20 protein-coding genes and 1 tRNA gene are annotated in these 25446 nt (G+C 69.3%); 6 read left to right on the top strand and 15 right to left on the bottom strand.

What is annotated here, in order from left to right:
• Position 1 precedes the first annotated feature (1 nt).
• The 3 genes from ABS642_RS19940 to rplK form a co-directional block, all read right to left on the bottom strand.
• Positions 2 to 823, bottom strand: a complete 822-nt coding sequence (locus ABS642_RS19940; protein WP_350351478.1) for an amino acid ABC transporter substrate-binding protein — start codon at positions 821 to 823, stop codon at positions 2 to 4.
• 164 nt (positions 824 to 987) lie between these two features.
• Positions 988 to 1674, bottom strand: coding sequence for a 50S ribosomal protein L1 (gene rplA, locus ABS642_RS19935; RefSeq protein ID WP_116635728.1), 687 nt, complete (start codon positions 1672 to 1674; stop codon positions 988 to 990).
• 11 nt (positions 1675 to 1685) lie between these two features.
• The gene (gene rplK / locus ABS642_RS19930; protein ID WP_053097443.1) at positions 1686 to 2117 is read right to left on the bottom strand and encodes a 50S ribosomal protein L11; all 432 of its coding nucleotides are present in this window, start codon (positions 2115 to 2117) and stop codon (positions 1686 to 1688) included.
• 236 nt (positions 2118 to 2353) lie between these two features.
• Here rplK and ABS642_RS19925 point away from each other — a divergent pair, with 236 nt between their 5' ends.
• Positions 2354 to 2911 (top strand): hypothetical protein, encoded by a 558-nt coding sequence (locus ABS642_RS19925; protein WP_350351477.1) that lies wholly within the window; start codon positions 2354 to 2356, stop codon positions 2909 to 2911.
• Here ABS642_RS19925 and ABS642_RS19920 read toward each other — a convergent pair.
• Positions 2908 to 3882 (bottom strand): WYL domain-containing protein, encoded by a 975-nt coding sequence (locus ABS642_RS19920; protein ID WP_350351476.1) that lies wholly within the window; start codon positions 3880 to 3882, stop codon positions 2908 to 2910. The two genes, ABS642_RS19925 and ABS642_RS19920, sit on opposite strands and share 4 nt — an antisense overlap.
• An 87-nt stretch (positions 3883 to 3969) precedes the next feature.
• On the opposite strand from ABS642_RS19920, the gene ABS642_RS19915 reads away from it, so the two are divergent.
• The gene (locus ABS642_RS19915; protein WP_350351475.1) at positions 3970 to 4365 is read left to right on the top strand and encodes a VOC family protein; all 396 of its coding nucleotides are present in this window, start codon (positions 3970 to 3972) and stop codon (positions 4363 to 4365) included.
• Between the two features lie 77 nt (positions 4366 to 4442).
• Here the strand turns inward: ABS642_RS19915 and nusG are convergent, their stop codons facing one another.
• The 3 genes from nusG to ABS642_RS19900 all read right to left on the bottom strand — a co-directional run bounded on the left by nusG (position 4443) and on the right by ABS642_RS19900 (position 5902).
• Positions 4443 to 5474: a transcription termination/antitermination protein NusG gene (gene nusG, locus ABS642_RS19910; RefSeq protein WP_282216256.1), complete on the bottom strand. Its 1032-nt coding sequence runs from the start codon at positions 5472 to 5474 to the stop codon at positions 4443 to 4445.
• A gap of 42 nt (positions 5475 to 5516) precedes the next feature.
• Entirely contained in the window at positions 5517 to 5789 is a 273-nt protein-coding gene (gene secE, locus ABS642_RS19905; protein ID WP_282216255.1) for a preprotein translocase subunit SecE, read from the bottom strand.
• Positions 5790 to 5829: 40 nt separating this feature from the next.
• Positions 5830 to 5902: transfer RNA gene (locus ABS642_RS19900), tRNA-Trp, on the bottom strand.
• A gap of 171 nt (positions 5903 to 6073) precedes the next feature.
• Between ABS642_RS19900 and ABS642_RS19895 the strand changes: the two genes are divergently transcribed.
• Together ABS642_RS19895 and ABS642_RS19890 are read left to right on the top strand one after the other, a co-directional pair.
• Entirely contained in the window at positions 6074 to 7918 is a 1845-nt protein-coding gene (locus ABS642_RS19895) for an HSP90 family protein (protein WP_350351474.1), read from the top strand.
• Positions 7919 to 7941: 23 nt separating this feature from the next.
• Complete coding sequence (locus ABS642_RS19890) at positions 7942 to 10740, top strand: hypothetical protein (RefSeq protein ID WP_350351473.1); 2799 nt, start codon at positions 7942 to 7944, stop codon at positions 10738 to 10740.
• Between the two features lie 24 nt (positions 10741 to 10764).
• Here ABS642_RS19890 and poxB read toward each other — a convergent pair whose 3' ends face one another.
• The 7 genes from poxB to gabT all read right to left on the bottom strand — a co-directional run bounded on the left by poxB (position 10765) and on the right by gabT (position 20825).
• Positions 10765 to 12489, bottom strand: coding sequence for a ubiquinone-dependent pyruvate dehydrogenase (gene poxB / locus ABS642_RS19885; protein WP_350351472.1), 1725 nt, complete (start codon positions 12487 to 12489; stop codon positions 10765 to 10767).
• Between the two features lie 154 nt (positions 12490 to 12643).
• Positions 12644 to 14008: an NAD-dependent succinate-semialdehyde dehydrogenase gene (locus ABS642_RS19880; RefSeq protein WP_350351471.1), complete on the bottom strand. Its 1365-nt coding sequence runs from the start codon at positions 14006 to 14008 to the stop codon at positions 12644 to 12646.
• Between the two features lie 65 nt (positions 14009 to 14073).
• Positions 14074 to 15540, bottom strand: coding sequence for an NAD-dependent succinate-semialdehyde dehydrogenase (locus ABS642_RS19875; protein WP_350351470.1), 1467 nt, complete (start codon positions 15538 to 15540; stop codon positions 14074 to 14076).
• Positions 15541 to 15571: 31 nt separating this feature from the next.
• Positions 15572 to 17116, bottom strand: coding sequence for an APC family permease (locus tag ABS642_RS19870; protein ID WP_282216249.1), 1545 nt, complete (start codon positions 17114 to 17116; stop codon positions 15572 to 15574).
• Positions 17116 to 18000 (bottom strand): universal stress protein, encoded by an 885-nt coding sequence (locus ABS642_RS19865; RefSeq protein ID WP_350351469.1) that lies wholly within the window; start codon positions 17998 to 18000, stop codon positions 17116 to 17118. Before ABS642_RS19865 ends, ABS642_RS19870 begins: the two co-directional genes overlap by 1 nt.
• Positions 18000 to 19382, bottom strand: coding sequence for an NAD(P)/FAD-dependent oxidoreductase (locus ABS642_RS19860; protein WP_350351468.1), 1383 nt, complete (start codon positions 19380 to 19382; stop codon positions 18000 to 18002). Before ABS642_RS19860 ends, ABS642_RS19865 begins: the two co-directional genes overlap by 1 nt.
• 81 nt (positions 19383 to 19463) lie before the next feature.
• Positions 19464 to 20825 carry a 4-aminobutyrate--2-oxoglutarate transaminase gene (gene gabT, locus ABS642_RS19855; RefSeq protein ID WP_282216246.1) on the bottom strand — a complete coding sequence of 454 codons (1362 nt, stop codon included), beginning with the start codon at positions 20823 to 20825 and terminating at the stop codon, positions 19464 to 19466.
• Positions 20826 to 20920: 95 nt separating this feature from the next.
• Here gabT and ABS642_RS19850 point away from each other — a divergent pair, with 95 nt between their 5' ends.
• The gene (locus ABS642_RS19850) at positions 20921 to 22429 is read left to right on the top strand and encodes a PucR family transcriptional regulator (RefSeq protein ID WP_350351467.1); all 1509 of its coding nucleotides are present in this window, start codon (positions 20921 to 20923) and stop codon (positions 22427 to 22429) included.
• A 16-nt stretch (positions 22430 to 22445) separates the two neighbouring features.
• Here the strand turns inward: ABS642_RS19850 and ABS642_RS19845 are convergent, their stop codons facing one another.
• On the bottom strand, positions 22446 to 23918 hold the full coding sequence (locus tag ABS642_RS19845; RefSeq protein WP_350351466.1) for a helix-turn-helix domain-containing protein: 1473 nt from the start codon (positions 23916 to 23918) through the stop codon (positions 22446 to 22448).
• Between the two features lie 121 nt (positions 23919 to 24039).
• Between ABS642_RS19845 and aceA the strand changes: the two genes are divergently transcribed.
• The gene (gene aceA, locus ABS642_RS19840; protein WP_282216243.1) at positions 24040 to 25380 is read left to right on the top strand and encodes an isocitrate lyase; all 1341 of its coding nucleotides are present in this window, start codon (positions 24040 to 24042) and stop codon (positions 25378 to 25380) included.
• Positions 25381 to 25446: the final 66 nt, after the last annotated feature.

The following is a 25446-nucleotide window of genomic DNA, read 5'->3' as shown; positions in this document are numbered from 1 at the left end:
GTTACTGCGTGACGTCTTCGCCGAAGTACTTCTCGCTGATCTCCGCGAGGGTGCCGTCCGCCCTGAGCTCTTCGAGCGCGGCGTCCACGGCCTCGACCAGGCTCTTCTTGTCCTTCGTGAACACGAAGGCCTGCTCGCCGGCCTCATCGGTCTCGGCAGCGATCTTCAGCCCGGACGGGCTGTTGGTCGTCTCGTAGTCGAGGAACGTGAGCTTGTCGTTGATGGTCGCATCCACGCGTCCCTGACGCAGCAGCTCGACGGCCTGGGCCCAGCCCTCGACGCCCTCGACGGTGGCGCCGGACTCGGTGGCGAGGTCGTTCCAGTTGCTCGTGAGCGACTGCGCCGTGGTCTTGCCCTTGAGATCGGCGAACGACGAGATCGAGTCGTCGTCCTCGGCGACCACGATCACGCCGGGCGAGACGGTGTAGGCCTCGCTGAAGAGGTACTTCGCCGTGCGCTCGTCGTTGATCGTGACCTGATTCGCGATCACGTCGAAGCGGCCGGCATCGAGCCCCGCGAAGATCGCATCCCACTGGGTCTCCTCGAAGGTGACGTCGAGGTCGAGCTTGTCGGCCACGGCCTCGATGATCTCGACGTCGTACCCGGTGAGCGCTCCGGCGCCGTTGTCGTCGTGGAAGCTGAAGGGGCGGTACGTGCCCTCGGTCGCGACCGTCAGCGTGCCGTCCTTCACGAGACCGAAGTCGGATGCCGTGCCGCTGTCGTCGCTCGCGCTCGACTCCTCCGGTGCGCTCGCGCCGCTGCACGCGGTGAGCGCGGCGGCGGTGAGAACGAGTGCCGTGACGGCGATGAGGCGACGAGACATGGACCCTCCTGGGGTGCGGTGTGCGCAGGGCTGTGGCGCGTTGATGGAACCCATCCACAGTACGCGCCCCCGCCGCCGCGGGATGCATCCGATGACGTCAGGTTTCGGGCGGCGGACGCAGAAACGCCCCCGGGCGGACCCGGGGGCGTTTCGGTGAGTCAGACTCAGATGGCGTTGACGTCCAGCGGGATGCCGGGGCCGAACGTGGTCGACACCGCACCCTTCTGGATGTAACGGCCCTTCGAGCTCGACGGCTTGAGGCGCACGATCTCCTCGAGCGCTGCGTCGATGTTCTCGTTCAGCTGCTCGGCGGTGAAGGAGGCCTTGCCGACGACGAAGTGCACGTTGGCGTGCTTGTCGACGCGGAACTCGATCTTTCCGCCCTTGATCTCCTCGACGGCCTTGGCCGTGTTCGGGGTCACGGTGCCGGTCTTCGGGTTCGGCATCAGGCCACGCGGACCCAGGACCTTTCCGAGACGACCGACCTGGCCCATGAGCTCCGGGGTCGAGACCGCGGCGTCGAAGTTGGTCCAGCCGTCGGCGACCTTCTGGATCAGCTCGGCGCCACCGACCTCGTCGGCGCCCGCGGCGATCGCGGCCTCAGCGGCCGGACCCGTCGCGAACACGATGACGCGGGCGGTCTTGCCGGTGCCGTGGGGAAGGATGACGGTGCCGCGCACCATCTGGTCGGCCTTGCGGGGGTCGACGGCGAGCTTCAGCGCGACCTCGACGGTCGAGTCGAACTTCGCGGAGCCGGTCTCCTTCGCGAGGGCGACTGCCTCGGACGGGGTGTAGAAACGGTCTGCCTCGATCTTCTCGGCGGCAGCGTTGTAAGCCTTGGACTTAGCCATGATTATTCTCCTCAGCCCTCGACCGTGATGCCCATGGAACGGGCGGTGCCGGCGATGATCTTCGAGGCGGCCTCGATGTCGTTGGCGTTCAGGTCAGCCTGCTTGGTCTCGGCGATCTGACGGACCTGGTCCTTGGTGATCTTCGCGACCTTGACCGTGTGGGGCGTCGACGAACCCTTGGGCACGCCGGCGGCCTTCTTGATGAGCTCCGCAGCAGGCGGGGTCTTCAGGATGAACGTGAAGCTGCGGTCCTCGTAGACGGTGATCTCGACGGGGATGACGTTGCCGCGCTGCGACTCGGTCGCGGCGTTGTACGCCTTGCAGAACTCCATGATGTTGACGCCATGCTGACCGAGCGCGGGGCCGATCGGCGGCGCCGGGTTGGCTGCACCGGCGTTGATCTGAAGCTTGATCAGGCCGGTCACCTTCTTCTTCGGTGCCATTCTCTTTCCTTTCATCGAACCGGATGCCGGAGCATCCGTTTCTCCCACGGGCCCGGCATCTCCGGGTCGTGGTCGTCTGCGCGCGCAGAAGCGTCGCACAAACCACACAAGTCTACCCGATCAGCGGAACGACCGATCACCGAGGCTCCGGACACGGTATATCGGGTCCCTCGACGGCTCGCGGAGGGGGTGATGTTTGACTTGGGTCGAATCCACGAGAGTGAGGAATCCCCGCCATGGGTCTGTTCAACCGCCGCAAGAAGAAGCCTGCCGACGAGCCGCTGCCCAACGCGCGACAGGAATGGAAGGACGAGATCCCTTGGGGCACGGTGTACGGCGGCCGTGAGCTCGATCTCCCCGCGCCGCTCGAGATCGCATCGGCCCCCGCCTTGGCCCAGTGGTTCGTCGACGTCTTCGCTGGTGAGACCGATGTGACGCTCGACTACTCGGTGAGGAGCCTGGAGGATGTCGACAGCATCCTGGCCGAGTTCGAGGAGCGCGGCAGCGAGCGCACCGCCGAGGTCACCGCGTGCGCCGGGTTCTACGCAGGCGAGGTGTTCGTGCGGAACCACGGGTTCCGCTGGCACGCACCGGAGGAGAACCCGCTCATGCAGGAGTTCGACGCTCCGCGGGCTCTCGGATTCGCGATCTCCGCACCCGGGGACGATGCCCAGTCGAACATCGTGAACAAGGCATTCAAGCGAGTGGAGAACGGCGACGAGGACAGCCTCGCGTTCTTCGGCCGATTCCTTCTGGCCGATCTGCGGAGCACGCCTGAGCCGGACGCCTCCTAGCCCCGGTACAGGGCCGCGATCCGCTCCCCGAGGTCACGGAGAGCGGATCGCACCTCGGTCGGCTCCACGACCTCGGCGACACCGGTCCATCCGGCGAGCTGCTCGGCGAGCGCGTCGGCACGGTGGGCACTGACCTCCATCCGCACGCGGCCGGCGCCGTCGGGCTGTCCGTCGATCATCCGCGCCTGCACCCCGAACCGATCGCCGATCGCCTTCACCGCCCACGGCTCGACGTGCACGACGGCGCGCACGGCGCCGCGGAATCCCTCGACCCGTTCCACCATCTCGGCCCAGGCGAGCGCCCCGTCGAACTCGGCAGGGGCGGTCCCCCGCAGCCCCAGCAGGCGCAGCTCGAGGATCCGATCCGCCCGATAGGTCCGCAGCCGTCGGGTGTCCGCAGCATCCGTCCCCTCGACGACCGGGGCGGCGATGAGATACCAGCGCGGCCCCCTGCTGCCGACCATCAGCGGGACGACCTCCGCCTCGCTCCGACCGGACGAGCCGTCGTACTGCAGGGCGACCTGCACGGACCCGGCGATCGCCCGCTGCAGCTCCGCCACGACCAGGGGAGGGGTGTCGTCTTCCGTGACACCCCAGGGCGCCTCGCGCACCGTCGAGACCGCGACGCGCTGTGCGCCCTCCCGGAACGGCTCCGGAACCGCGCGGACGAGCTTCCGCATCGCGGCGATCCTCTCCGGCGTCGCCGCTCCGCTCTGCGTGAGCGCCACCAGCAGCGAGTTCACCTCGCCCTGAGTGAGTCCGGTGAGATCGGTGCGCGCGCCGCCGATCAGTCGCCAGCCGCCCCCTCTCCCCCGTGTCGGATAGATCGGGACGCCCGACATCGCGAGCGCCTCCAGGTCTCGCCGGGCCGTCGGCACGGAGACCTCGAGTTCTGCAGCGAGCTCGGATGCCGTCACCTGGGGGCGCCCCTGGAGGAACAGGAGCGCCTGGATGAGGCGGTCGGCGCGCATTTCCGAACTCATTTCTGAAGTGATCATTTGGTGATCACTTCACCCGGAAGCATAGAAGAAACAGCCCCACCGATGAAGGAGAAGAACATGTTCCGTGGACTCGCCAATCTCAACCTCGTCGCCGATGACATGACCGCTGCCGTCGCCTGGTACGCCGAGGTCTTCGGCACTCCCCCGTACTTCGTCCGCCCTGAGCAGGGCCCCGTGCAGTATGCGGAGTGGCGCTTCGGCGACGACGAGGACGAGTTCGCCCTCATGGACGCCCGGTTCCGTCCGGCGCTCGCCCAGCCGGGGGGCGCACTGATGAGCATCCACGTCGACGACGTCCGCTCGACGTTCAATCGGCTCATCGAGCTCGGCGCGACGGCGTTCGACCCGGTGACCCAGCGCGGCGAAGGCTGGTGGTCGGCATCCGTCAGCGACCCGTTCGGCAACCTGCTCGGCCTCATCCAGAGCCCGCACTGGGCCGCCCAGCACGCCTGACCGCCGGCAGACGCGAGAACGGCCGCCCCCGAAAGGGACGGCCGTTCTCGTGCGTCTGGTTCAGCGACCCCGTGGGGTCAGACCATCTTGGTGACCTGGTCGAACGACAGCTCGACCGGGGTCTCGCGCTCGAAGAGCGAGACGAGGACCGTGAGCTTGCCGCTCTCGGGCTTGATCTCGCTGATCGAACCGGGAAGACCCGCGAACGAGCCCTCCTTGATCGTGATGGTCTCGCCGACCTCGAAGTCGACCTCGGCCGGCAGCGGACGAGCGACGGCGACGCCGCCCTTCGACGCGATGTTCTTGGCAGTGGGGACGTCCTTGACCTCGACGAGGGACTTCAGCATGTTGAAGGCCTCTTCGAAGCGCAGCGGCGTCGGGTTGTGGGCGTTGCCCACGAAGCCGGTGACGCCCGGCGTGTGACGGACGACCGACCAGGTGTCCTCGGTGAGCTCCATGCGCACCAGCACGTAGCCGGGGATGCGCACGCGCGTGACCATCTTGCGCTGGCCGTTCTTGATCTCGACGACGTCCTCCATCGGGACCTCGATCTGGTAGATCTCGTCCTCGACCTCGAGCGTCGACTTGCGCTGCTCGATGTTGGCCTTCACCTTGCGCTCGAAGCCGGCGTAGGAGTGGATGACGTACCACTTGCCGGGGAGCATGCGCAGGTCCAGGCGGAAGGCCTCGTACGGGTCCTCCTCGGCGTCGTCGTCTTCGTCGTCCTCGGACGGACGGTCGTCTTCGCCGTTCACGTCGGGGCCGTCGTAGGGGGTGACCTCGTCGGCCGCCGCAGCTTCCTGCTCTGCGGTCTCCTCTGCGACGGAATCGTTGAGTACCTCGGCCGCAGCCTCGGTCTCAGCCGTCTCGTCCAAGTTCAGAGCGTCGTTCACGATCGCGTCCGCCTCCGGGTCGTCGATGTCGATGTCGATGTCTTCCGTGCTGCCCTCGTCTTCGTCCTCGTCTTCGACGTGGACGGCGACATGCTCGGCCGAGGTGACCGAGAGCTCCTCCGCGGCGAGGACGTTGCCCTCCTGGGCCTCGTCCTCCTCGCTGGACTGCTCTGCGGCGGTCGCCCAGTCGGCGTCGTCGGAATATCGTTCAGACACGTTGCTTCTTCTCCATAGCTGCGGCGTGAGCCGCGGGCGTCATCAGTCGGGGATTCCGAATACCCAGTGCGTCACGTACGCGAACAGAGTGTCCAAGCCGTAGACGATGCCCATGACGATCAGAACGAAGACGAGCACCACACCGGTGAACTTGAACAGCTCCTTGCGAGTCGGCGTGACGACCTTGCGCAGTTCGGAGATGACCTGACGGATGAACAGGGCGATGCCCCCGAAGAACCGGGAGAAGGGGTTGCCCTTCTTCTCACGGGTGGCGCCGGCCGCGACCAGCTCGCCGCGCGGTTCTTCCTGATCCATCCTGAATGTACCTTTCGTGTGTCAGCGTTGCGCTGACGCGCAGGGCGGACAGGAATCGAACCTGCAACCTGCGGTTTTGGAGACCGCTGCTCTGCCAATTGAGCTACCGCCCTAGAGGCCCGGAAGCCTCGGGGTGTTCTCCCCACTCTGCCACCGAACTGTGATCGGGAGATCCCAGGCACGGCGAAAGAATGCAGACAACAACTGCTCACCCAGCATACGGCATCCTCCGAGGGAAGCCGAACCGAGGAGGGCCCGGTGTTGTTGTTAGGCTCGGCGAGCGGATGCAGTGGGAGGGAGCGCCGGTGAGCGCTGATGTGCAGCAGTTCCAGGTGGACCTGCGCGGAGTCGTCGACCTGCTCAGCAGGCACATCTACTCCAGTCCTCGGGTGTATCTGCGCGAGCTCCTGCAGAACGCGCGCGATGCCATCACGGCCCGTCGCGAGGTCGACGGCGGAGGCGGCCGCATCCGGATCACCCCGCTGACCGCCGAGAACGGCGAGTTCGTCCTGCGCGACGACGGCGTCGGCCTGACGGCGTCCGAGGTCGCCGATCTCCTCGCCACCGTGGGACGGAGCTCGAAGCGCGACATCTTCGACCTGCCCCGCAGCGACTACCTCGGCCAGTTCGGGATCGGACTGCTCAGCTGCTTCATGGTCGCCGACACCATCGTCATCCGCTCCCGGAGTGCGAAGGGAGGCGCCTCGGTCGAGTGGACCGGCAGCGCCGACGGCACCTTCCAGGTCTCAGAGATCGATGAGGAGCTCCCCATCGGCACCAGCGTGCACCTCGTGCCACGCTTCGACGCCGACGAGCTGCTCCGCCCCGCGGCCGTGCACGAGCTCGCGACGACGTTCGGCGAGTTCCTCCCCGTGCGGGTGACCGTCGACGCGCCCGGCGGCGACGTCGACATCACCAGGGATCCGCCCTTCCTCGACCCGGCCGACGACCTCGAGGCGGCCGTCACCTACGGACGGGACATGCTCGGCGCAGCTCCCCTCGACGTCATCGAGCTCGCCGAGTCCGCGACCGGAACCCGCGGCCTCGCCTACGTGCTCCCTTACGCGCCCCCGCCGGGCGCTCGCCAGGCGACCCGGATGTACCTCGGACGGATGCTGCTCTCCGAGCGCGTCGACGACGTGCTGCCGGACTGGGCGTTCTTCGTGCGCGCGGTCGTCGACTCCACCGGACTCGCCCCCACGGCGAGCCGGGAGTCGCTGGTCGAGGACGCGGCGCTGGAGCGGGTCCGCGAGCAGCTCGGCGCCGGCATCCGCCGTTGGGTGCTGGAGCTCGGCCTGCGCGAACCCCATCGTCTCGCCCAGTTCGTCGCGGTGCACGAGGTGGGCCTCAAGTCGCTCGTACGCCACGACGAGGAACTCGCGCGCTTCATCACGCGCTGGCTGACCGTCGAGACCACGCATGGGACGATGCGGATCGGCGATCTCGTCGAGCGGTATCCGCACATCCGCTATGCCCAGAGCGTGGACGAGTTCCGCCAGGTCGCCGGTATCTCCCCCGCCGACGAGGTGCTCGTGAACGGCGGCTACCTGTACGACGCCGATCTGATCCGGATGCTGCCGGAGCTGCATCCGCACGTCTCGGTCGAGCAGGTCGACGTCACGGGAGAGCTCGACCGGCTCGATCCGCCGCCTCTCGACGACCGCGATGCCGCTGTGGCCCTCGAAGCGCGCGCCGGCGCCGTGCTCGCAGCATCCGACTGCTCGGTCGTCGTCCGCTCGATCGACCGCACCGACCTCGCCGGCCTCTACGTCGCCGACCCCGAGGTGCTGCGCGCGATCGATCGCGGACGCACCAAGGGTGTCACCGGGGCCCTGTGGGGCGGCGTGCTCGACCGCATCGACCGGACGCTCTCGACGGCGCGCGAAGACGACCTCCGCGCCCGGCTGTGCCTGAACTGGTCGAACCGCGTGGTGCGTGCGCTCGTGCGGGTGCAGGACGACGCCGTGTTCGCCCGGACCGTGCAGCTCCTGTACATCCAGGCGCTGCTCGCGGGCCATCATCCGCTCGGCGATGCCGACCGCGCGCTGATGACCAGCGCGCTCTCCGATCTCGTCTCGCTCTCGGCCGGCCTGGAAGGGGACTCGATCCCCTTCGGCGACGCCCACTGACATCTCCATCGAAAGGCACGTGCATGGCTCGTCCGAAGAAGCGCTTCCAGCAGCTCATCGAGGAGATCGACCGCACCCCGTGGGGCCCGGCGGAACAGGCGCTCGTCGCCGAGGCCGTCGCCCTGGCCGTCGAGCTCGGCGATGAGCGGCTCGAGTACGAGGCGCGCATGCGGCAGACGGCATCCGCCAACATGGGCGGCGCCACCGACGTCATGCTCAACTCGTTCGCGTGGTGCCTCGCCCACCACGACGCCGACCCGCAGCGCTTCCCCGCCGACATCGACAACGGCAGCGCCGACCTGATGTGGCAGTTCAAGTGGATGGCCTCGTCGCTGCGCTCCTCCCCCGCCTTCTCGCAGGAGCAGATCGCCGCCGTGCTCGACGACATGGAGTCGCACTACCGTGCCGCCGGACTCGGACTGAGCGGCGTGCTCACGGCGCGTTTCGAGGATGCCTGGGATGCCGGACGCTTCGACGACGCCGAGACGCTGCGGGTGCAGCTCGAGGCGACCCCTCGCGACGAGCACAGCCACTGCGACGCCTGCGGCCGCAGTCAGTTCGCCGGCTTCTTCGCCGAGACGGACCGCGATGCCGACGCCATCCGCCTCGTCGAGGAGATGATCGAGGGCGGCTTCTCCTGCGGCGAGGAGCCGGAGCACGCGCTGTCGCGGGTGCTGCTTCCCTATCTGCGCGCGGGACGCCTCGACGACGCGAAGACCGCGCACCTGCGCAGCTACCGGCTGGCCAAGGACAACCCCGACAATCTGCGCATCGTCGCAGGCAACATCGTCTTCGCCGCGGTGACCGGCAACGAGGCCCGCGCCCTTGCGATGGTCGAACGCCATATCGGGTGGCTGGCGCACGACGGACTGAACGTCGACGCCCATTTCGCCGCACTCGCGGCCTTCGCGGTCGCGCTGGACCGGGTGACCGCCGCGGGGCATGGCGAGACTCCGGTGCGCGGCGCCGATGCCGCCTCCCTCGTCCCCCTGTTCGGCCCGCACGACGGCGCGTGGGGCGCTGCCGACCTGGCCGCATCCGCCTGGGCCGCCGCCGAGCGGATCGGCGCGGATTTCGACCAGCGCGACGGCACCGACGGTCACTCGCGCGCCCTGGCGCGGATGCGGGCGCTCGAGGCCGAGCAGTTCGACGTGCCGATCCGCTCCGACGCCTTCACCGCTCCGGCGCCGTCGGTCGCGCCGGTCGACGCCGACGGCTGGTACGAGCGCGCGATGCAGCTCGCGCAGTTCGGCGCGGAGCACGAGATGCTCGAAGCCCTGCCGCGTGCACTCGAGGTCGAGGACCCCGCGAAGCTCGCACAGCTGCAGTCCATGCGTCTCGGGATCCTGATCGCCCTCGATCGCACCGACGAGGCCGCTGAGCTGCTGCCCGAGCGGATCGCTGCTCTGCGCGCCGCCGGCCGGGGCGAGCAGGCCGATCTGGAGGAGCGCCTGGGCCTCGCGACCTTCGGGCTGAACACTCCGGAGGCGACCGCTGGGCTCGAGGAGGAGATCGCGGCGGCCGCCGCACTCCCGGCGTGGTCGCGAGGCGATCTGGCGATCAGCCGTGCGTCTCTGCACCTGCAGGCCGATGAAGCGGATGCCGCGCTCGACCTCGCCGAGGTGGCAGCGCGGGCTTTCGCCGAGGCCGAGGACACACGGCTTTCCAACACGACCACCCTGGTCGCGATCTCGGCCCTGCTGAGCAAGGGCGACATCGAGGCGGCATCTTCGCTGCTCGATCGGTTCCTGGCGCAGGACGACGTGAGTGCCGGCCATCGGGCGCAGGCGCACCAGACCAGGGCGCGGGTTCGCGGAGCCGGCAGCGCCTATGTCGAGGGGGCCACCGACGCGGACGACTCCTGCCGGCTGCTCGCCGAGCTCGGTGCGACCCGCGCGCTGGCCGAGGCGCACCTGCTCGCGGGCGCGCTCTGGGAAGACGCCGACGAGCCTGAGAAGGCCGTGGCGCGCTATCGACTCGCGGCGCGTATCGGCGGCGAGGCCGGGGGCGACGCCACCGCGACGAACTTCCGGATGGCGCGCGCCATGCTGCGCGCCGGTGATGCCGTCGAAGCCGCGGAGCTGTTCGGCGAGGTGCTCCAGCAGGAGGAGCAGGCCGAGGTGTCCCCGGGTTCACGAGCCATGACAGCGTCGATGCTCGCGCGTTCGCTGAGCGCCGCCGGCGAATTCGGCCAGGCGGTGGGCGCGCACGGCTACGCGTCCGAGCTGTTCGGCGAGGCCGAGGAGCACGCCGACCAGGCCATGGCGATGACGGAGCAGGCCAAGATCCTCGCCCGTTTCGACGAGAACGACGACGCGATCGCCCTCCTCGAGTCGGCGGCGGAGATCGTGCGGCAGGCGGAGGATGCCGCCGGGGCCCGCGCCGAGGTGCTGCACAGCCTCGGCCAGGCCTACGGCGGACGCGGCGACCAGCGCGCCTTCGGACTGTTCGACGAGGTCGCGGCCCTGGCGCAGGAGCATGATGCCGGCTGGCTGCTGGCCGATGTGACCGACTCCCGCGGACGGGCTCTCGCCGAGCTCGGACGGGTGGACGAGGCCGTCGCGGCGGCGCTCACGGCGGCAGACGGCTTCGCGGGACTCGGAGACAGGGGGGCCGCCGGAGGCTCGGAGCTCTTCGCCGCGCGCGTGCTCGCGGGGAACCAGCGCGCGGATGACGCGGTGCCCGTCTACCGCAGCGCGCTTGAGCACGGCGGAGAGATCCCTCAGCTGCGTCAGGTCGCGGCGCTCGAGCTCGGCGACGTGCTCGAGGCGCTCGGCCGGCACAGCGAGGCCGCCGAGGTGCGCGCGCTCACCGAGAGCTGAGCGCCGCGGAGCTGTCCCGCCGGCTCAGAAGAGCTGGCGCCAGTTGGCCTTCGCGAGGTCGAGCAGCTCGTCGCCGCGCCCCGACATGACCGTGCGGATCGCGTAGAGGGCGAAGCCCTTGACCTGCGCGGCCTCGATCGCCGGCGGCATCGACAGCTCCTGTCGTTCGGTGACGACGTCGAGCAGGGCGGGCCCGTCGTGGTCGAGCACCTCGCGCACGGCATCCGGCAGATCCTCGCTGCGCTCGACGCGGCGCGCGAAGATGCCCATCGCCTCGGCGATCGCGGCGAAGCTGGGGTTCTCGAGGCCCGTTCCGTAGGTGACGAAGCCGGCGGCCTTCATCTCCAGCTCGACGAAGTTCAGCGAGGAGTTGTTCACGACGATCGTCTTCACCGGCAGCTTGTTCTGCGTGAGCGTGAGGAGCTCGCCGAGCATCATCGAGAGTCCCCCGTCTCCGGCGAGCGCGACGACCTGACGGTCCGGATGCGCGACCTGCGCGCCGATCCCGTGCAGCAGGGCGTTCGCCATGGACCCGTGGGTGAACGAGCCGATGAGACGGCGGTCCTCGGTCATCGAGAGGTAGCGGGCAGCCCACACGGTCGGCGATCCGACGTCGGCCGTGAAGATCGCGTCATCGGCCGCGTACTCGTTCACGAGTCTGGCGAGGTACTGCGGGTGGATGGGGCGCTTGCCCTTCGCCGGCACCGCCAGCTCGTCGAGCTTCTTCCGCGTCTTGCGGTAGTGGGCGGTGGCGTCGTCGAGGTGACCGCGGTCGTCGCGCGTCGCCAGCCGGGGCAGCAGCGCCTCGGCCGTGGCGCGCACGTCGCCGACGAGACCGAGATCGAGCGGATGCCGCTTGCCGAGCTGCGCACCGCGGATGTCTACCTGGATGGTGGTGGCGTGATCCGGATAGAACTGCTCGTAGGGGAAGTCGCTCCCCAGCACCAGGAGGGCGTCGGCCGCCTCCATGGCGCGGTAGCCCGAAGCGAAGCCGAGCAGCCCGGTCATCCCGACGTCGAACGGATTGTCGTACTCGATGAACTCCTTGCCGCGGAGCGCATGCACGATCGGGGCCGCCAGCTTGTCGGCGAGGGCGATGACCTCGTCGTGCGCGCCCTCGACACCCGCGCCGGCGAGGATCGTGACCTTCTTCGCGGCATTCAGCAGGGTCGCGGCCTTCTCGAGCTCGGCGCCGCTGGGGATGATCACCGGGCGGGCGCGCTCGATCACCACGGCGCGGTCGTCCGCGATCTCGGCGAGGGCGACGTCACCGGGGATGACGAGCACCGCGACGCCGCGCTGCTCGATGGCAGCGCGCATCGCGATCTCGAGCAGGCGGGGCATCTGCTGGGGGTCGGCGACGTACTCGACGTAGACGCTGCACTCGCGGAACAGCTCCTGCGGATGCGTCTCCTGGAAGTAGCCGGTGCCGATCTCGGTCGTGGGGATCTGTGCCGCGATCGCGAGCACCGGCACGCGGGAGCGGTTCGCGTCGAACAGCCCGTTGATGAGGTGCAGGTTGCCGGGACCGCAGGATCCGGCGACGACGGCGAGCTCGCCCGTCGTGGCGGCATCCGCTGCGGCAGCGAAGGCCGCAGCCTCCTCGTGCCGCACGTGCACCCAGCGGATCGTGCCGTCCTTGCGGAGCGCATCCGTGAAGCCGTTGAGCGAGTCGCCCGGGATGCCGTAGACCCGATCGATCCCGTTGGCGTGCAGAGTCTTGACGATGTTCTCAGCGACGTTGGCCATGCTTCGACCCTACGCCCGCTCAGCAGCCCTGGATCGGGTGTTGGCAGCGCGCACAAGACGAAGGAGATCTCGCGTCCTGAAGGAGCGGATGCGGCATCCGCTCCTTCATTCCGCGAGATCTCCTTCAGTACGTGCGCGCGGCACGGACCGCCGCTCAGCCGATGCGGATGAGCTTCTTGTTCACGAACTCGTCGGCGGCGAGGTGCCCCAGCTCACGCGCGGTACCGCTGCGCTTGATGCCGCCGAAGGGCAGCTCGGGGCTGTCGGCCAGCACGAGGTTGACGTAGACCATGCCGGCCTCGATCCTGTCGGCCACGCGCTCCGCCTGGTCGGCATCCGTCGTGAAGACGTAGGAGCCGAGACCGAAGGTCGTGTCGTTCGCCAGCGCGACCGCCGCATCCTCGTCTGCCACCCGGTACACGACAGCAGCGGGACCGAAGAGCTCCTCGCGGTAGACGTTCATCGCCGGCGTGACGTCGGCGAGCACAGTCGGCGCGAAGAAGGCTCCGTCGCGCGTGCCGCCCGTGAGCAGCGTGGCTCCCTGCTCGACGGCCTGGTCGATCTGCTTCTGCAGGTTCTCCGCCGCCGTCTCCGACGAAACCGGCCCGAGGACCGTGTCGTCGAGCATCGGATCGGTCGCCTCGACCGCACCCATCGCGGCGGTGAACTTCTCCACGAACGCATCGTAGAGGCCGTCGACGATGATGAAGCGCTTGGCGCCGTTGCACGCCTGGCCGTTGTTGTCGAGGCGCGCGTCGACGCCGGCCTGGACGGTCGCGTCGAGGTCGTCGGTCGACAGCACGATGAACGGATCGGACCCGCCGAGCTCCAGCGCGACCTTCTTGAGGTTGCGACCGGCGATCTCGGCGACAGCGGCACCCGCCCGCTCGGAGCCGGTGAGCGACACACCCTGCACGCGCGGGTCGGCGATCATCGTGGCGATCTGCTCGTTCGTGGCGAGCACGCTCTGGTACGCACCCTTCGGGAATCCGGCGTCGTGATAGATCGCCTCGAGTGCTGTCGACGACTCGGGGCACTGCGGGGCGGGCTTCAGCAGGATCGTGTTGCCGACGATGAGGTTCGGCGCCGCGAACCGCACGATCTGGTACGCCGGGAAGTTCCACGGCATGATCCCGATGAGCGGCCCCAGCGACGAACGGCGGATGATCGCCGAGCCGTCTCCGAGGATCGCGATCGGCTGGTCGGCCATGATGGCCTCGGCCTGGTCGGCGTAGTACTCCGCGATGTCGGCGGCGAAGTCCACCTCGCCGAGGGCCGCCTCGCGCGGCTTGCCCATCTCGCGCACGAACACGTCGGCGAGCTCTTCCCGACGCTCGCGGTGCAGCTCGGCGGCGCGGCGGAGGAGCGCCGCGCGCTCCGCGACGGTCGACGAACGCGACCAGTCGCGATGCGCCTCGTCGGCGGCCGCGACGGCCTCGTCGATCTGCGCGTCCGTGAACGTGTCGAAGGACGCCAGCGTCTCTCCGGTGGCGGGGTTGATGACGGCGTAGTCGGTCATGTCGTGTCCTCTCAGGTGGGGGAAGGAGTGGGCCCGCAGACGTGCTCAGGGACCCACTCCGTGTATCAGGAGACGGGGATCAGCGTGTACTTCGTGGACAGGTACTCGTGGATGCCCTCGAAGCCGCCCTCGCGTCCGACGCCGGACTGCTTGACGCCGCCGAAGGGTGCTGCCGCGTTCGACACGACGCCCACGTTGAGGCCCATCATGCCGGTCTCGAGCTTGTCGATCATGCGCTGGCCGCGCTGCAGGTTCTCGGTGAAGACGTACGAGACGAGTCCGTACTCGGTGTCGTTCGCGAGGCGCACGGCCTCGTCCTCGGAGTCGAAGGTCGCGATCGCGAGGACCGGTCCGAAGATCTCCTCGCGGAGGATCGCCGATCCTGCTACGACATCGGTCAGCACGGTGGGCTCGTAGAACGTGCCGGTGCCCTCGACGGCCTTGCCGCCCGCGAGGAGCTTCGCCCCACGGTCGACCGCGTCGCCGACGAGCTCGCCCGCCTTCGCGACGGCATCCGCATCGATGAGCGGTCCGATCGCGACGCCCTCCTCGGTGCCTCGGCCGATCTTCATGGCGTTGACGCGCTCGGTCACCTTGCTGGCGAACTCCGCGGCGACGTCCTTGTGCACGATGAAGCGGTTCGCCGCCGTGCACGCCTGCCCGATGTTGCGGAACTTCGCGGCCAGCGCGCCCTCCACGGCCGTGTCCAGGTCGGCGTCCTCGAAGACGACGAACGGCGCGTTGCCGCCGAGTTCCATCGAGACCCGCAGCACGCCCTCGGCCGCCTGGGCGATGAGCTTGCGGCCGACCTCGGTCGATCCCGTGAACGAGAGCTTGCGCAGACGCGGGTCGGCGATGATGGGTGCCGACAGCGCGCTCGACTTCGAGGTCTGCACGACGTTGACGACGCCGGCGGGAAGGCCCGCCTCCTCCAGCAGCTTCGTGAAGAACATCGTCGTCAGGGGCGTCAGAGCCGGGGGCTTGATCACGACCGTGCATCCGGCGGCCAGCGCCGGCGCGATCTTGCGCGTCGCCATCGCGAACGGGAAGTTCCACGGCGTCACGAAGAACGACGGTCCGACCGGACGCTGCGACACGACCATGTGGCCGGTGCCCTCGGGGTTGATCCCGTAGCGGCCGCTGATCCGCACGGCCTCCTCGCTGAACCAGCGCAGGAACTCGCCGCCGTAGCCGACCTCGCCGCGCGCCTCCGCGAGCGGCTTGCCCATCTCGAGCGTCATCAGCAGCGCCAGGTCCTCCTTGTGCACCTGCACCAGGTCGAACGCCCGACGGAGGATCTCGCTGCGCACGCGCGGAGCGGTCGCCGCCCACGAGTCCTGCGCGGCGACTGCCGCGTCGAGCGCGCGCTTGCCGTCGGCGGGCGTCGCGTCGGCGATGGTTCGGATGACCGCTCCGGTCGCGGGGTCCTGCACGTCGAAGGTGCCGCCGGTCTCGGCATCCGTCCACTCGCCGCCGATGAAGAGGCCGGTGGGGATGCTGTCGAGCAGCGCCTGCTCGGTCTGAGTGCTCATGGATTCTCTTTCTGTGGGGAGGAGTGCGGGGTCAGCGGCGGCGAAGGCTCGGCGGAGCGTCGATGCCGAGCGTCTCGCCGCGGAAGAACGCGGGCCGCTTGACCCGCTGCCAGATCATCACCGCGATACCCACCACGATGATGAGCATCCCGAGGATGAAGACGATGCCGACGCCGCCGATCTGCGATCCGGAGCCGTATGCCGGATCCATCGAGTCGATCAGGGTCGTGAAGAACAGCACCGCGAGGATGACGCCGCCGACGAGCGGGAACAGGAACGTGAAGAAGAAGTTCCGCGTCGAGTCGAACCACTGCTTGCGGAAGTACCAGACGCACGCGAACGCGGTGATGCCGTAGTAGAAGCAGATCATCATGCCGAGGGTGAGGATCGTGTCCCACAGCGTGTCCTCGCTGACCACGCGCATGACGGCGTAGAACGCGGAGGCCACGATGGCCGAGACGATGGTCGCATACCCGGGGGTGAAAAAGCGCGGGCTGACCTTGGCGAACGACTTCGGCAGGGCTCCGTAGTGGCCCATCGCCAGCAGCGTGCGCGCCGGCCCCACGAAGGTCGACTGCAGCGACGACGCGGAGCTGGTGAGCACGGCGAGCGACACGAGGAACGCGAGCGGGCCGAGGATCGGACCGGACAGGTGGAAGAACACGTTCTCCTGGATGTCCTCGTTGCCGAGTCCGAGGTCGCCGGTGCCGACGCCCGCGAACATGATCATCGCGACGGCGAGGAGCAGGTACAGCGACACGATCGTGAGGACGGTCAGGGTGGCTGCGCGTCCCGGGGTCTTCTCCGGATCCTTGGTCTCCTCGTTCATGGTGAGGGTGACGTCCCAGCCCCAGAAGATGAAGATCGAGAGCGAGAGACCCGCCGCCACGGCGCTGAACGACGAGATCGCGAACGGGTTGAACCAGTTGAGGTCGAACGGCTGGTAGTCGAACCCGTTGCCGTTGACCGCCTGCACGATCGCGGCGCCGGCGAAGAACACGAGCACCAGGATCTGGAAGCTCACGAGCCAGTACTGCAGCTTCTGCGTGGTCTGCATGTCTCGGTAGGAGACCCAGGTCGCGCCGAGCATGAACAGCAGACACACCCCGATGTTGATCCAGGTGTTGCTGGCGAGCGCCGAGATGTCGGGATTGTTCGTGATCTGCGAGAGCAGCAAGAACAGGAAGTCGACCGCGACGCCGGCGAGATTGGACAGCACCAGGATCGTCGCGACGATCAGGCCCCAGCCGGCCATCCAGCCGATCCACGGGCCGAAGGCCCTGGTCGCCCAGGTGAAGGAGGTGCCGGAGTCGGGCATCCGGTTGTTGAGCTCGCGATAGCCGAAGGCGACCAGGAGCATCGGGATGAAGCCGACGAGGATGATGGCGGGGATCTGCGCGCCGACGACGGATGCCGTGGGCCCGACAGCCGCCGTGAACGTGTAGGCCGGCGCGATGCAGGAGATCCCGATCACGACCGCGCCGATGAGGCCGATGGTCCCGGCGCTCAGGCCCTTCGTGGAGATGCCGGTCGTGACACCGGATTCGGGCTCCGTCGCCCGATTCGTGCTGCTCATCAGCGGACTCCTGCTTCGGCGCGGGTGCGCGGGACGACGATCATCGGAACGGGCAGCTCATGCAGCATCTTCGCTGCCGTGGAGCCCAGGAACAGCCGGCGCGGCTGGGCGAGCCGGCTGGAGCCGACGAGGACGACCTCGCCGGGGAGCCAGGAGAGGTGCGCGACGGCATCCTCCACGCTGTCTCCCGGTGCCTTCTCGACCACGGCGGTGCGGCCGTCGGGCAGCAGTTCCGAGGCGACCGCGAGAACCTCCTGCGAATGCTCGTCTCCGACCACGCGGAGCGCGCCCGTGTCGAGGCCCGGCGGGACGTCGAACGGCACGAGGGAAACGAGCCGGAGGTCGACGCCGGTGTCGCCGGCGAGGGCCACCGCCTCGTCGAGCAGCGCGTCAGCGCCCGGACGGGTGCCGACGGCGACCGTGACGCGCGGGATGACGTGATCGTCCTGCTGAGCCGAGCCCACCGGCGCGAGCGCGACGGGGATGGTCGACGAGTGCAGGAGCTCGGAGGCGACGCTGCCGAGTCGGTGCCGACCCAGGATGCCGCCTCCGGCTGCACCGACCACGATCACGCGTGCATCGAACTCCTCACCGGCGGCGATGAGCCCCTCGGCGAAGGATTCGGCGAAGCGCACATGTCCGTTGCGGGTGAGCTCCTGCGGCAGCCGGACGATCGCGTCCGCGAGCCACTTCTTCGCCTGGCCGCGGATGTGCTCCTCGTAGGCGCGCTCCGGCGGGACCGCCGCGCTGCGCGTGCCCTCGTTCGGGAGCACGATCACAAGATGCAGCGTCGCGCCGAGGCTGCGGGCGAGGCGGGCGCCGAGGGCCGCCGCATCCGCTCCGGTGTCCGTCGCGGTGTAGCCGACGACGACCGAGCCGGTCATCAGACGGCGTCCTCGGCGGAGCCGGCGTCGCGGATCGCGTCCACGATGTTCGAAGCGGCGAGCTGGCCCATGCGGATCGCTCCGTCGACGTGCTGGTATCCGGCGCCGGCCAAGTCGCTGCAGGCGAAGTGGATCGGTCCGACCGGGGTGCGCAGGTCCGCGCCGTAGCGGTGCAGCCCGCCCATGTCGAAGCTCGCGGCGTAGGCGCCGCGGGTCCACTCCTCGCTGCCCCAGTCGCTCTCGTAGTAGACGACCGGGTTCTTGGCCTCGTCGCCGTAGTAGTGCGAGAGGGATTCGAGGATGCGCTCCTTGCGCTCCTCGGCGGAGAGCTCGAAGACGCCGTCGGCGTTCGCGTCCGAGACGAAGCCGACGAGAGTGCCGCGCTCGTCGCCGTGGTTGGTGTTGTCGTACGCCTCGTGCACGAGCTCGTAGGGGCTGAACGCGGTGGCGCTCAAGCCGTCCTTCCGCCAGAACGGCGTCTCGTAGACGGCATGCACCTTGATCACGAAGCCCATCGACAGATGCTGATGCATCTGGTGCTGGCGGCGCGGGAGCGGCGGGACGAACGAGATGCGGCTGTAGAGCACCGGCGCGTGGGCGAGGATCGCGTAGCGGGCGCTGACCGTGAGGTCGTCGGTCGTCGCCTTCACACCGTTCGGACCCCATTCGAGGCTCCGCACGGGCTGGTTCAGCAGCACGTCGTCGCCCAGACGCTCGGCGAGACGCTGCGGCACCTGCTGCAGCCCGCCGACGACGCGCTTGTCGAGGATGAAGTCCGCGTCGACGAGGTTCGAGTACGAGCCGGCGGATGCGGCCATCAGCAGCGACTGCAGCAGCGAGAACGAGTGCGTGGGCTTGGTGAGCATCGCGGTGCCGGTGGCGAAGGCCAGGTTGCGCACGGCCTCGTCGTCGTCGGTCTGCGCGCGCAGCCAGGCGTCCCACGTGACGGTGTCCCACTCTTCGGCCTTGGCGTGCGCCCAGGGGCGATCCGGGTCGATCTCGGCGACCATGGCGTCGAGACGCTCGGTCATCTCGGCGATCACCGCTTCCGTCTCGGGCGCCACGGGGAACATCTCGCCGGTGAAGCGGTGCGACTGGCCGTCGGGGCCCACGTAGACGCTGTCGCCCTCGCGATAGCGGCTGTACGTCTCGAGTCCCAGCTCCTCGATGGCATCCTTCAGCGCGTCCTGATCCGGAGAGACCCACTGGCCGCCGATCTCGAGCATCGCGCCCTCGATCACGTCGGTCCACAGCCGACCGCCGACGCGGTCCCGCGCTTCCAGCACGGCGACCGAGAGGCCGGCCTTGCGCAGGTCGTTCGCCGCCGTGAGCCCTGCGGCTCCGGCGCCGATGATCAGTACATCGCGGGTGATCTCAGCCATGTGCAACTCCTTCGTCGGGGGCGTGAAGTGCCGGTCGCGACCCGCAATCCCCCGATCAGGGTCGCGACCGGACGTGTGGTGTCAGGCGGCGGCGAGGGCCGCTGCGACGACGTCGAGTCCTTCGTTCAGCAGATCGTCACCGATCGCGAGCGGAGGCAGGAACCGGATGACGTTGCCGTACGTGCCGCAGGTGAGGACGATCACGCCCTGCGCGATGCAGGCCTTCGCGACGGCGGCCGTGAGAGCCGCATCCGGAGCGTTGGTCTCGGGGTCGACGAACTCGGCCGCGATCATGGCGCCGTGACCGCGCACCTCGCCCACGCGGGCGTCGCCCTGCTGGATCGCCGTGAGGCGGTCCGTGAGGATCGTGCCGATCTCGCGGGCGCGCTCGATCACGCCGTCGTTCTCGAAGACGTCGATCGCGGCGAGCGCCGCGGCACAGGCGATCGGGTTGCCGCCGTAGGTGCCGCCGAGGCCGCCGGAGTGCGAGGCGTCCATGATCTCGGCGCGTCCGGTGACGGCGGCGAGCGGCAGACCGCCGGCGATGCCCTTGGCCGTGGTGATGAGGTCGGGCTCGATGCCGAAGATCTCGCTCGCGAACATGTGGCCCGTGCGGGCGAAGCCGGTCTGCACCTCGTCGGCGATGAAGACCACGCCGTTCGCACGGCACCAGTCGACGATGGCGGGCAGGAAGCCCTCGGCGGGAACGATGAATCCGCCCTCGCCCTGGATCGGCTCGATGATGACCGCGGCGAGGTTGTCGGCGCCGATCTGCTTCTCGAGCTGGAGGATGACGCGGGCCGCCGCCTCGGGGCCGGCGAGGCCGTCGCGGAACGGGTACGACATCGGCGCGCGGTAGACCTCGGGCGCGAACGGCCCGAAGCCGCTCTTGTACGGCATCGACTTGGCGGTGAGCGCCATGGTCAGGTTCGTGCGCCCGTGGTAGCCGTGGTCGAAGGCGACGACAGCCTGGCGGCCGGTGTGCTTGCGGGCGATCTTGATCGCGTTCTCGACCGCTTCGGCACCCGAGTTGAACAGGGCGCTCTTCTTGGCGAAGTCGCCGGGCGTGACCCGGTTCAAGGCCTCCGCCACCTCGATATACGACTCGTAGGGCGAGATCATGAAGCACGTGTGCGTGAACTGCGCTGCCTGTGCGGCGACGGCGGCGGCGACCTTCGGGTGCGCGTTGCCGACGGTGGTCACGGCGATGCCGGAGCCGAGGTCGATGAGCGAGTTGCCGTCCGCGTCCACCACGACGCCTCCGCCGGCGGCGACGGTCGCGACGGGAACGGTGTGGCCGACACCCGCGGCGACGGCATCCGCCTTGCGCGCGAGGATCTCGGCCGAGCGCGGCCCGGGAAGCGCGGTGACGAGGCGTCGCTCCTGAGGGAGCTCGGGTCCGCCGAGGGGAACTGCAACAGCTGCGGTGTCGAGGAGTGCCATGTTCGCGAGCGTACGGCGGCCGACGACACCGTCGCACTCACCCGCTTGTACAATCTGGAGAGACAGATCGCCGAACTGTACAACAGGAGTCCGCCATGGCCGTCGCCGAAGAGCCCACGCTGCGGGCCCTGCTGCGCCGTCGCGACCTCGGACTCACCCTGGTCTCGCGTGAGGACGACCTCTCGGAGAGCGCGCTCGACCGTTCGCTGCGGTGGGTGCACAGCTCCGATCTCGAGGACCCCACGCCGTTCCTCTCCGAAGACCTGGCTCTGCTGACCACCGGCCGGCAGTTCGACGAGCAGGGCGACATCGACATGTACGTCGGGCGGCTCGCCGATCGCGGGGTGCTCGGACTCGGCTTCGGCACCGAGGTGCACCGCTCCGGCATCCCCGACGAGCTCATCCACGCCTGCGCCGCGCGCGGGATGCCGCTGTTCGAGGTGCCGTACCGCACACCGTTCATCGCCGTCGCCCGCGCGCACTCCGAGGCCATCGCCGCACAGGCCTATGCCCGCCGATCGTGGGCACTCGACACGCAGCGCGCACTCGCCCTGGCCGCGCTCCGCCCGCACGGGCTCGACGCGACCATCGCCGAGCTCGGCCGGCGTCTCGACGTGTGGGCCGGGATGTTCGACGCCGCGGGAGCACTGCTCAGCTCGCATCCACGCGATGGGGTCGAATCGGGCGTGCTGGACGACCTCGGCGAGCGCGTCATCGAGATCCTGACCCGCGGACTCGAGGCCGGTCAGTCGCTCACCATCGAGCACCGCACCTTCACGCTCTTCACCGTCGGGCGGGGCGGACACCTCCGCGGCGTCGTCGCGCTCGCGGTCGACGTGCTCGACGCGGAGGCGCGCTCGGTCGTGACGTCGGTCATCGCGATGGCGGGACTGGCCATGGAGCAGAGCGAGCAGCTCGCGCGGAGCCGCCGTCGGCTGCACGCCCAGCTGCTCGGCTCGCTCCTCGCCGACGATCCGGGATTGGCCAGGCGCGTCCTCGGCGGTCTCCCGCCCGCCCCGATGATCGTCGCGGTGGCGGCGGATGCGCCGGCAGGTCCCCTGACCGACTGGTGGGAACGGCACCGCGCCGAGCACGGCACACCCTTCTTCCTCGCCGAGTCCGAGGACGGCGTGACGCTCTGCCTGTCCGCGGGCGACGAGCACCTCCTCGATGAGATCGCCGTGCGTTTCGGCATCCGCGTCGGCGTCTCGGATCCGGAGGGCTACGACGCCTTCTCGCGCGCGCACGCGCAGGCGCTCACGGCGCTCCGTCAGCAGGGCGAGCGCGGCGCGGTGAGGTACGCCGACACCGTCGGCTCGAGCATCCTCACGGCTCTCGCGACCGACGAGGCGCGCCTGGTGGCCGAGTCCCGGTTGGCACCGCTGCGCGAGCACGACGCGCGGACGGGCTCCGACCTCGAGCGCTCGCTGCGCACCTGGCTGGAGCACGACGCGCGCGCGGAGTCCGCCGCCACCGCGCTCGGCGTGCATCGGCATACCCTCCGCTCCCGCATCGCGCAGGCCGGAGGGATGCTCGGGATCGACCTGTCGTCGTTCCCCGCGCGCGCCGAGCTCTGGACCCTGCTGCAGACGGCGCGGGACTGACCGCGAGCATCCGACGTCAGCGGGGCGCGTGCGCCTCGAGGAACTCGTACACGTCGGTCGTATCGACCCCGGGGAAAGAACCCGTCGGCAGCGTCGCGAGCAGCGTGCGGGGAGTCTTCACGTTCGGCCAGGAGTTCTCGCGCCAGCGCTCCTCGAGCTCGGCAGGCGCCTGCCGGCAGCACACCTCGACCGAGTGCTTCGACACACCTCGGTGGCCGGTGTCGCGCCCGACGAACCACTTCGTGTCGTCGAAGCGCACCCCAACGCTCACCGAGTGCAGACCCTCGCTCGACGCCTCGACCCTGGCCGTGCACCAGTACGTGCCGTTGCCGGTGTCGGTGTACTGGTAGTACGGGTTGAAGCGGTCGTCCTCATCGAAGACGACGCGGCTCGTCCAGCGCCGGCAGCACATCTGCCCCTCGATCGCGCCGAGGCGGTCGGTCGGGAAGTTCACGTCGTCGTTCTCGTACGCCTTCGTGATCGTGCCCGACTCGTGCACCTTGAGGAAGTGCACGGGGATGTCGAGGTGGCGCGTCGCGAGGTTGGTGAACCGGTGCGCAGCCGTCTCGTAGGAGACGGAGTACGCGTCGCGCAGATCCTCGATCGAGATGGAGCGCCGTTCCTTGGCATCCTTCAGCGAGGGGACGACGTGCGCCTCGGGAATGAGGAGTGCGCCGGTCAGGTAGTTGGTCTCGACGCGCTGGCGGAGGAACTCCGCATAGCTGCGGGGCTCGGAGTGGCCCAGGATGCGGCTCGACAGGGCCTGCAGCACCGCGGTCCGGGCATCCCCCTTGGCGGGCACGCTGCTCGACAGGTACAGGCGTCCGTGCGCGAGGTCGGCGACGCTGCGCGTCGTCTGCGGCAGATCGGGCGCGTAATGCAGCGTGAACCCCAGATAGGCGGCGATCTCGGATGCCGTGCGCTGGGTCAGCGGACCGCCGGGGTGGCCGACCGCCGCCAGGATCTCCGACGCCTTCGTCTCCAGGTCGGCGAAGTGGTTGTCCTGCCGTCGCATGAGGTGCCGCAGCTCGACGTTCGCCCGCCGCGCCTCCTCCGGCGTGGCCGCACGCTCGTCGCGCAGCCGATCGATCTCGCCGTGCAGGGCCAGGAGCGCTCTGAGCGCGTCCGTCGGCACCGACTTCGCGATCCGGAACGGGTCGATCCCGAGCGCCCGAAATGTCTGTCCCTTCATCGCCCGCTCCAGGGCGATCTCGATCGCGCTGCGTTCGTCGAGCGGCTCGCCCTCGAGGAGCGCATCGATCGTGACGCCGAGCGCCCTCGCGATGGCCTGCAGCTGCGTCAGCTTGGGCTCGCGCTTGCCGGTCTCGATCATCGACAGCTGACTCGGAGCGCGATCGACAGCGGCCGCGAGGTCTTCGAGCGTCAGCCCCCGCGCGGTACGCAGCTGGCGGATGCGCCGACCGATCGTGAGGGCGTCGGTGTCTTCCGCGTCGGAGACCTGGGTCCCTGAGCCTGTCGAAGGGGTCATGGCCGCGATTCTGTCACAGAAACAGAATTTTCGGCATTCTTCACCCCCGGATCGGTCATCGGAGGGTGAGAACTTCACACAGAGTGGATGCCAAGCCACCCACTCTCATCGAGGAGACACCATGACGAACACCGCAGCAACCCCCGCACCTCGCCCCGCCGGACTGCGCGCCGGCGACCAGGTTCAGACGGCCGCGGAGCTCCGGGAGATCTGGGAGACCGACCCGCGCTGGGACGGCGTCGAGCGCACCTACACCGCGGAGGACGTCATCCGCATCCGCGGCTCCGTCCGCGAGGAGTCGACGCTCGCCCACCGCGGCGCCGAGAACCTGTGGAACCTCCTGCACACCGAGGACTACGTGCGAGCGCTCGGCGCCTACACCGGCGGTCAGGCCGTGCAGCAGGTGCGGGCGGGCCTCAAGGCCATCTACCTCTCGGGGTGGCAGGTCGCGGCCGACGGCAACCTCGCGGGCCAGACCTACCCCGACCAGTCGCTGTACCCGGCGAACTCGGTGCCCGCGGTCGTCCGCCGCATCAACAACGCCCTGATCCGCCAGGACCAGCTCGAGCACGCCGAGGCCCTCGCCGGCACGGGAGAGATCACCCAGGACTGGCTCGCCCCGATCGTCGCGGACGCCGAGGCCGGCTTCGGCGGCCCGCTGAACGCCTACGAGCTCGCCCAGTCGCTGATCCAGTCGGGTGCCGCCGGCATCCACTGGGAGGATCAGCTGGCGAGCGAGAAGAAGTGCGGGCACCTCGGCGGCAAGGTGCTGGTGCCCACGCAGCAGCACATCCGCACGCTGAACGCCGCGCGACTCGCTGCCGACGTCGCGGGCGTGCCCACGGTCATCATCGCCCGCACGGACGCCCTCGCCGCCGACCTGCTCACGAGCGACGTCGACGAGCGCGACCAGCAGTTCACCACCGGCGAGCGCACGACCGAGGGTTTCTACCGGATCCGCCCCGGCATCGAGTCGGTCATCAGCCGCGGACTCGCCTTCGCTCCCTACGCCGATCTGCTCTGGGTCGAGACCGGGGAACCCGACATCGAGCTCGCCCGCGAGTTCGCCGCCGCGATCCACGCGCAGTTCCCCGGGAAGCTCCTGGCCTACAACTGCTCTCCGAGCTTCAACTGGAAGCGGCACCTGTCGGACGCCGAGATCGCGACGTTCCAGCAGGACCTGGCCGACCTGGGATACAAGTTCCAGTTCATCACCCTTGCCGGCTTCCACGCCCTGAACCACTCGATGTTCGACCTCGCCCGCGGCTACGCCGAACGCGCCATGAGCGCGTACGTCGAGCTGCAGGAGGCCGAGTTCGCCGCCGAGGCGGACGGCTACACCGCCACCAAGCACCAGCGCGAGGCGGGCACCGGCTACTTCGACGTCATCTCCACCGCGCTCAACCCCGACAGCGCGACCCTCGCCCTCGCCGGCTCCACCGAAGCCGCACAGTTCCACTGATCCGTCACGGGCCCTTCGACGGGCTCAGGGACCCATGGGTTGCTGAGCCTGTCGAAGCACCCCACC

The organism is Microbacterium sp. A8/3-1 (assembly GCF_040267695.1).
GTDB classification, from domain to species: domain Bacteria; phylum Actinomycetota; class Actinomycetes; order Actinomycetales; family Microbacteriaceae; genus Microbacterium; species Microbacterium luteolum.
Note: the sequence above shows the minus strand (reverse complement) of the source record. Positions and strands in the feature narration are given on the sequence as shown.

What these genes read in the sequence shown, in the direction of transcription:
- ABS642_RS19940 (WP_350351478.1), bottom strand. Translation starts at nt 823, where the DNA reads ATGTCTCGTCGCCTCATCGCCGTCACGGCACTCGTTCTCACCGCCGCC.
- rplA (WP_116635728.1), bottom strand. Translation starts at nt 1,674, where the DNA reads ATGGCTAAGTCCAAGGCTTACAACGCTGCCGCCGAGAAGATCGAGGCA.
- rplK (WP_053097443.1), bottom strand. Translation starts at nt 2,117, where the DNA reads ATGGCACCGAAGAAGAAGGTGACCGGCCTGATCAAGCTTCAGATCAAC.
- ABS642_RS19925 (WP_350351477.1), top strand. Translation starts at nt 2,354, where the DNA reads ATGGGTCTGTTCAACCGCCGCAAGAAGAAGCCTGCCGACGAGCCGCTG.
- ABS642_RS19920 (WP_350351476.1), bottom strand. Translation starts at nt 3,882, where the DNA reads ATGCGCGCCGACCGCCTCATCCAGGCGCTCCTGTTCCTCCAGGGGCGC.
- ABS642_RS19915 (WP_350351475.1), top strand. Translation starts at nt 3,970, where the DNA reads ATGTTCCGTGGACTCGCCAATCTCAACCTCGTCGCCGATGACATGACC.
- secE (WP_282216255.1), bottom strand. Translation starts at nt 5,789, where the DNA reads ATGGATCAGGAAGAACCGCGCGGCGAGCTGGTCGCGGCCGGCGCCACC.
- ABS642_RS19895 (WP_350351474.1), top strand. Translation starts at nt 6,074, where the DNA reads ATGCAGTGGGAGGGAGCGCCGGTGAGCGCTGATGTGCAGCAGTTCCAG.
- ABS642_RS19890 (WP_350351473.1), top strand. Translation starts at nt 7,942, where the DNA reads ATGGCTCGTCCGAAGAAGCGCTTCCAGCAGCTCATCGAGGAGATCGAC.
- poxB (WP_350351472.1), bottom strand. Translation starts at nt 12,489, where the DNA reads ATGGCCAACGTCGCTGAGAACATCGTCAAGACTCTGCACGCCAACGGG.
- ABS642_RS19880 (WP_350351471.1), bottom strand. Translation starts at nt 14,008, where the DNA reads ATGACCGACTACGCCGTCATCAACCCCGCCACCGGAGAGACGCTGGCG.
- ABS642_RS19875 (WP_350351470.1), bottom strand. Translation starts at nt 15,540, where the DNA reads ATGAGCACTCAGACCGAGCAGGCGCTGCTCGACAGCATCCCCACCGGC.
- ABS642_RS19870 (WP_282216249.1), bottom strand. Translation starts at nt 17,116, where the DNA reads ATGAGCAGCACGAATCGGGCGACGGAGCCCGAATCCGGTGTCACGACC.
- ABS642_RS19865 (WP_350351469.1), bottom strand. Translation starts at nt 18,000, where the DNA reads ATGACCGGCTCGGTCGTCGTCGGCTACACCGCGACGGACACCGGAGCG.
- ABS642_RS19860 (WP_350351468.1), bottom strand. Translation starts at nt 19,382, where the DNA reads ATGGCTGAGATCACCCGCGATGTACTGATCATCGGCGCCGGAGCCGCA.
- gabT (WP_282216246.1), bottom strand. Translation starts at nt 20,825, where the DNA reads ATGGCACTCCTCGACACCGCAGCTGTTGCAGTTCCCCTCGGCGGACCC.
- ABS642_RS19850 (WP_350351467.1), top strand. Translation starts at nt 20,921, where the DNA reads ATGGCCGTCGCCGAAGAGCCCACGCTGCGGGCCCTGCTGCGCCGTCGC.
- ABS642_RS19845 (WP_350351466.1), bottom strand. Translation starts at nt 23,918, where the DNA reads ATGACCCCTTCGACAGGCTCAGGGACCCAGGTCTCCGACGCGGAAGAC.
- aceA (WP_282216243.1), top strand. Translation starts at nt 24,040, where the DNA reads ATGACGAACACCGCAGCAACCCCCGCACCTCGCCCCGCCGGACTGCGC.